Here is a 6,416-nt window from a genome sequence, read left to right on the forward strand (position 1 = left end):
TGGTGGGCGCATGACCCTGACCGCGGATGCCGGAGCCGCCGACGCGGCTTCGCAGAGCCCTCCGCGGGAGACCGTCTACCGCCCGGACGCGCCGGTCGATCTGCGCGCCACGGTGGGGATGCTTCGCCGTGGTCCCGGTGACCCGACCATGGTCCGAGACGGCCCGGTCATCTGGCGCGCGTTGCGCACACCCCTGGGTCCGACGACGCTCGCGCTCCGCGCGCACGGCGACGAGATCAGGGCGACCGCGTGGGGAGCAGGAGCCGAGCATGCTCTCGACAGCGTGCCCGCCCTCTGCGGTGCCGACGACGACCCCTCGGGTTTCGACCCGTCCCCTCATCCGTTCATCGCCGAGGTGGCCCGCCGCACGCGCGGGCTGCGTCTCGCCCGCACAGGTGTCGTCTTCGACGCTCTCGCCTGCGCGATCATCGAGCAGAAGGTCACGGGTCTCGAGGCCTTCCGCGCCTGGCGACAGCTCGTCACGAAGTTCGGCGAACGTGCGCCGGGGCCGACGCCGAGACCGATGTACACCGCGCCCACGGCGGCGGAGTGGCGCCGCATCCCCTCCTGGGACTGGCATCGCGTCGCGGTGCAGCCACCGCAGTCGAAGACGATCGTGCGAGTGGCCGAACGCGCCGACAGCATTTCCCGTGCCCTGTTGGCCGCGTCCACTGGCGACGACCGAGACCTCGTCCTGACGAGCTTCCCCGGGGTGGGGCTGTGGACCTCGGCCGAGACCCGCATCCGCGCGCTCGGCGATCCGGATGCCGTGAGCGTCGGCGACTACCACCTCGCCCACGAGGTCGGCTACGCGCTCACCGGCCACCGCACCGACGACGACGGGATGCTCGAACTCCTCGAGCCGTGGGCCGGGCACCGGCAACGGGTGATCCGGCTGATCTTCGCGAGCGGAGTCAGCGAGCCGCGCCGCGGACCGCGCCTCTCCCCTGAGGACCACCGCGGTCGCTGACCCGCGCGCCGGAACAGGATCGCCTCTAGGCTGAGGCCATGTCCCGCCGCACCCTCCGCTTCCTCGTCACCGCCGGGCTTCTCATCCTCGGCATCGTGATCGGCCTCATCTTCCAGAACGTGTGGCTCGGCATCCTGCTGGCCGCGATCGTCTGGCTCGGCTGGTTCATCGGCTACGAATCCCGCCGCGGCCGCAACGCCGGTGTCAACGACGAGGACCACGGCATCGAGCTCTGAGCGGATGCGAGACTGATCGCATGGCGCTTCTCGATCACCTGGGCATCACCGTCGGCGACCTGGAGCGGGGGCGAGCGCAGTTCCACCCCGTGCTGACGGCGCTCGGGTACGAGTTCGGGTCCGAAGCCGAGGGCGGGATCTCGTGGCACCACGGTGAGGAGACGGAGATCATCGTCTTCGCCCCGCGCGAAGACGGCGGCGGTCCGCACGTGCACGGTCGCGTCGGATGGCAGCACCTCGCGTTCGCGGTCGGGTCCCGCGACGAGGTCGACCGCCTGCACGCCGTCGCGGTCGCCGCGGGGTGGACCGTGGTGCGCGAGCCCAAGATCTACGAGCGGTTCAGCGAGAACTATTACGCCTCGTTCGTCGAGGAAGACAGCGGCATCCGGGTCGAATTCATGCACAACCCGCCGCGCGCCCGAACTTGACTCCCGGGCGTGTCGCGCCCTAGTGTGGCAAAGCTGTGCCGATCGCGCACAGCTTTCACGCCGAGGAGACGACGGATGCCCGCCCTGCGGAACTTCCCCTTCACCGCGGTCTTGCCGCTTCAGTCGAAGCGCAATGACCGCTACGAGTCGTACCCTCCGGCGCGCGCCGTGTGACAGCATCCGCTGTCCTCATGCCCCGCACCGTCAGGTTCGGGGCATTTCTGTTTCTCACGAGATTCCCGACCTGTGGCTGAACATCACACAAGGAAAGGAATCATGGAGAGGCTCTCCACACGGCTGCTCTCGTGGGCGTCGCTGATCGACGAGAAGACGCTCGATCAGGCGCTCACCACCGCGCGTATGCCGTTCATCCACCCGCACCTGGCGCTCATGCCTGATGCGCATCTCGGCAAGGGAGCGACGGTCGGCTCGGTCATCCCGACGCTCGGCGCGATCATCCCCGCCGCCGTCGGCGTCGACATCGGCTGCGGCATGATCGCCGTCCGCACCCAGTTCACGAAGGACGACCTCGCGGGTCGCGATCTCGCCGAGCTGCGCGAGCAGATCGAGCGCGCGATCCCGCTGTCGGCCGGACGTTACAACAACAAGGTGGTCGCGACCGCCGAGCCCCGCATCGCGGAGCTCGAGGCGCTCGCAGAGACGAACGGTTTCGACCCGGAGTCGTACGCGAAGAACTGGCGACTGCAGCTCGGGACCCTCGGCTCGGGAAACCACTTCATCGAGGTCTCGGTGGACGAGCTCGACCGGGTGTGGCTGTTCCTGCACTCCGGATCGCGGGGCGTCGGCAACAAGATCGCCGGCCACCACATCACCGTCGCGCAGAGACTGGCGAAGCAGTGGTGGATCGAGCTGCCCGACCCCGACCTGGCGTACCTCGTCGAGGGCACTCCCGAGTTCACCCGTTACATCCGCGAACTGCGGTGGGCACAGCGCTTCGCTCTGCTCAACCGCGAGGAGATGATGGATCGGGTCGCTCGGCAGCTGTCGGAGTTCCTCGGAACGCCGGTGGACGAGCAGGAGCGCATCAACTGCCACCACAACTTCACCGAGTCCGAGAAGCACTTCGGCAAGCAGGTGTGGGTGTCGCGGAAGGGTGCGATCCAGGCGGATGCCGGTCGCCCTGGGCTCATCCCCGGCTCGATGGGAACCGCGTCGTACGTGGTCGAGGGGCTCGGCGACCCGCAGTCGCTGAACTCGTCGCCGCACGGCGCCGGGCGTGAGTACTCGAGGTCTGCGGCACGGCGCACGTTCTCTCACGAGCAGCTGCGCGAGGCCATGACGGGGATCGAGTTCCGCGACACGAGCGCCTTCATCGACGAGATCCCGCAGGCGTACAAGCCGATCGATCAGGTGATGGCGGATGCCGCGAGCCTGGTCGAGATCAGGCACACCCTGCGTCAGCTCGTCAACGTCAAGGGCGATTGAGCGGAGGGAGGAGCCGGCGGACCATGTCCGTCGGCTCCTCCTGCACCTCCGTCCCGTCGCGAGAGTTTTCCCCGCACGACGGGATGGCGGCATACAGCCGACCGATTCGGGTTTCCTCCCTGGAAGGATGCGAGAATGACACGGTGCACCTCATGAACGACGCTCAGATCTGGACGATGATCGGCTCTTTCATTGCGCTCATGCTCAGCATGATGACCGTCGTCTCGACCCTGTTCATCCGCGTCGTCCGCACCGAGATCGGCGGCCTCCGCAACGAGATGAACGCCCAGATCGGCGGTCTCCGAGGAGAGATGAACGCTCGCTTCGACACCGTGAACACGCGCATCGACGGACTCGACCGCGACATGCAGGCCGTCGTCAAGCGCACCTTCGGCCTCGACCGCGACTGACGTCAGACCACCGGGGCGGTCACCGCCTCGGCATCCGTCCGGTCGGTGAACGCCTCCTTCGGCACGAAGACGAGAATGGCGGCCGCGACGAGTGCGGTGACGCCGCAGACCACCCAGACGGTGATGTACCCCGCGAACGATCCGGCGGTGCCCTCGACTGCGCCGCTCGCGCCGTTCAGGAGCGCGATCCCGAAGACGCACGAAGCGATCGCCCCACCGACCGTCTTCACGGAGTTCGTGAGTCCGGTCGCGACACCCGTCTGCGTGGCGGGAGCCGCCGAGGCCGCGGCGGCCGGAAGAGCCGCTACGAGTGCCCCGGATCCGAGTCCGACGACGACCATGTTCGTCACGACCTGCAGGTACGAGTCGTGGAAAGGAAGGAACAGCAGGAACCCGATGCCCACCAGCAGGGATGCGCCCATCAGCGTGATCCGTGGAGTGAGGACGCGGGCGAACACCGGGAAGAGCAGCGCACCCGCGATCATCGCGATCAGGTACAGGCCGATGATCAACGAGGTGGCGAAGCCTGTGGTGCCGAGTCCGTAGCCGTACACGCCCGGGTCGGTGCGAGCGAAGGTCGACAGCGGCGCTTGGGCTCCCAGTACGCTCACCCCGAAGAGGCCCGCGGTGAGGAACACGGGGCCGAGCGCCGGTGACCGGAACATGCGCACGTCGATCAGCGGGTCGTCGCAGCGGAGCTCCCAGAGCACGAACGGGATGACGAGCAGAAGACCGAGGACGACGACGGCCCACGACCATGGGTTGACCAGCCCGCCCTCGAGGCGCAGCAGGCTGAGTCCACCGGTGAAGCAGATGAGCGCCAGCGAGATGAGGACGACACCGACCGTGTCGAAGACTCCACCGGTCGGATCGGGCGACTCCTTGACCCCGAACAGGATCACGAAGAAGCACACGACGATGAGCACGGCGGGGATCAGGAGCACGACCGTGAGGGGCAGCACATCGATGAGCGCGCCACCCACCAGAGCGCCGATGATCGCTCCGCCCTCGAGCGCCGCCACCAGGAGCCCCGCGGCCTTCGCCGTGATCGACGAGCGCCCTTCCATGCGACGCGAGCGCGACCAGATCAGGGCGATCTCGAGCGGCAGCCACACGACGTAGAAGCCCATCAGCGTCCAGCCGATGAGGAACACAGGGAACGAGTCGGTGAAGGGGAGGACGAGCGCCGCCGCAGCGGTCAACGCGGTCGAGATCAACAGCATCCGCTTGTGGCCGACCATGTCGCCGAGCTTCGCGAACGCGGGCACGACGAGCGCCGACAGCATGAGCTGCGTGCCCTCGAGCCAGTTGACGTCAGCATCGTGGATGCCGAGGTGCCGCGCGATGTCGGTGAGCATGGGCGTGTAGTAGCCCTGCAGCACACCGCTGGTGAACTCGACGAAGGCCAGGAATCCCACCACCGTCGCCAGGGTGCCCAGAGTCCGACTGCGCGTCATCGCGGCTCCTCGAGAAAAAGGCTGATCCGAGCGTTGAGGCGCCCGGAGAACGGTGAGATCACCCTAGCCGCTCGAGGAGAGCGCGATGGAACCGCTCCCCCCGCTCGAGGGCGGCGATCTCGACGTTCTCGTCGACGCCGTGGATCGACGCCCGTTGCGCGTTCGACATGTCGAGCGGCGCGAAGCGATAGACGGCGGGCGCGAACCGGTGGAAATGACGCGAATCCGTCGCCGCCATCATCACGTACGGCACTGCGGGGACGCCGGGGTGCGAGACCGCGAGCGCGTCCGCGAGCAGAGCGAACTGGACGTTGTCAGTCGAGGACTCGGGAGACGGTTCGCTCGCCTCCTCGACGATCACGCTCACGAGCGGATCCCGGATGCGTCTGCGCACCCGGAGCACGGTCTGCTGCGTCGTCTCGCCCAGCGCGATCCGCAGGTTCACGGTCGCCGTCGCCTGCGAGGGCAGGACGTTCGCCGCCGTTCCCCCCGACTGCATCGTGGGCGCGACGGTCGTGCGCACCAGTGCGGCCGGCTCGCCGCCGAGCGCCGCGAAGACCTGCCCGGTGAGGAACGGCGCGGATCCGAGCAGACGGAGAAGGTGCCGAGCGGGCCCGGGGGTCTGAGCGCCGAGCTGGGACAGCATCCGTCCGATGGCTTTGGAGGCCCGAGGACGGAACGTGGTGGGGCCGAGCCGGTCGACGGCCCGTGCCACTCGGCGCACCGCGGTCAGCGCCGGGGGCGCCGATGCGTGCCCTCCCTCGCCGCGCGCCGAGAGCGTGAGCGTCATGACACCCTTCTCCCCCACGCCGATCATGGCGGCGCGTCCGGGGACGAAAGTCAACGGAGCATCGACGACCGCACCGCCCTCATCGACGACCAGCCACGGGACGATGCCGCGGTCGCGGAGCACCCGCGCGATCTCCTCCGCCGCTCGCCCGTAGGTCTCCTCGTTCCCGCCGAAGGACAGATAGACGTCGCGAGCCGGGACGAAGCCGTCGGCGAGCAGGTTCTCGACCGCCTCGAGCACGACGATCAGCGGCCCTTTGTCATCGAGCGCCCCGCGGCCGTACACGACGCCGCCGGAGATGACCCCGGCGAACGGCGGATGCGTCCACGCGTCGCTCTCGTCGACCGGCACCACGTCATAGTGCGCCATCAGCACGACGGGCCCGTCGGATGCGGGACCGCTGCCCGCCCAGTGGAACAGCAGCCCGAAGTCGGTGTGCCGCTCGAGCGTCAGCTTCTCGTGCACGAGCGGGTAGAGGTCGGCGATCAGCGCGACGAAGTCCTCGAACGGCCCGGGTCCGCACTCCTCGAGCTCGGCCGAGACCGTCGGCAACTGGATCATCTGCGAGAGGCGCTCGGCGATTCCGGGGCGAGGTTCGGTCACGTCGGCCATCGTATCGCCGGCCCTCCGACGCATCCGCGGGGGCGCTCCGGTCGCAGTTCGTGCCGTGCGCCGCCGG

At 68.6% G+C, this 6,416-nt stretch carries 7 protein-coding genes; 5 read left to right on the forward strand and 2 right to left on the reverse strand.

Features of this window, described 5'->3' with window-relative positions; translation table 11 throughout:
* Nucleotides 1-10: 10 nt before the first annotated feature.
* The 5 genes from ACTJKH_RS07835 (at nt 11) to ACTJKH_RS07855 (ending at nt 3,490) form a co-directional block, all read left to right on the forward strand.
* The gene (locus tag ACTJKH_RS07835; RefSeq protein ID WP_440736430.1) at nt 11-970 is read left to right on the forward strand and encodes a DNA-3-methyladenine glycosylase family protein; all 960 of its coding nucleotides are present in this window, start codon (nt 11-13) and stop codon (nt 968-970) included.
* A gap of 38 nt (nt 971-1,008) precedes the next feature.
* Nucleotides 1,009-1,206, forward strand: coding sequence for a hypothetical protein (locus ACTJKH_RS07840; protein WP_210097090.1), 198 nt, complete (start codon nt 1,009-1,011; stop codon nt 1,204-1,206).
* Nucleotides 1,207-1,226: 20 nt separating this feature from the next.
* Nucleotides 1,227-1,634 carry a VOC family protein gene (locus tag ACTJKH_RS07845; RefSeq protein WP_440736431.1) on the forward strand — a complete coding sequence of 136 codons (408 nt, stop codon included), beginning with the start codon at nt 1,227-1,229 and terminating at the stop codon, nt 1,632-1,634.
* Nucleotides 1,635-1,910: 276 nt separating this feature from the next.
* Nucleotides 1,911-3,080: an RtcB family protein gene (locus ACTJKH_RS07850; protein WP_440736432.1), complete on the forward strand. Its 1,170-nt coding sequence runs from the start codon at nt 1,911-1,913 to the stop codon at nt 3,078-3,080.
* A gap of 152 nt (nt 3,081-3,232) precedes the next feature.
* Nucleotides 3,233-3,490 (forward strand): hypothetical protein, encoded by a 258-nt coding sequence (locus tag ACTJKH_RS07855; protein ID WP_245340737.1) that lies wholly within the window; start codon nt 3,233-3,235, stop codon nt 3,488-3,490.
* Between the two features lie 2 nt (nt 3,491-3,492).
* On the opposite strand, the gene ACTJKH_RS07860 is transcribed toward ACTJKH_RS07855, so the two are convergent.
* On the reverse strand, nt 3,493-4,947 hold the full coding sequence (locus ACTJKH_RS07860) for an MFS transporter (RefSeq protein ID WP_440736433.1): 1,455 nt from the start codon (nt 4,945-4,947) through the stop codon (nt 3,493-3,495).
* Nucleotides 4,948-5,005: 58 nt separating this feature from the next.
* Complete coding sequence (locus ACTJKH_RS07865) at nt 5,006-6,349, reverse strand: M20/M25/M40 family metallo-hydrolase (protein ID WP_440736441.1); 1,344 nt, start codon at nt 6,347-6,349, stop codon at nt 5,006-5,008.
* Nucleotides 6,350-6,416 lie beyond the last annotated feature (67 nt).

This window comes from Microbacterium sp. 22215, from assembly GCF_052045655.1.
GTDB classification, from domain to species: domain Bacteria; phylum Actinomycetota; class Actinomycetes; order Actinomycetales; family Microbacteriaceae; genus Microbacterium; species Microbacterium phyllosphaerae.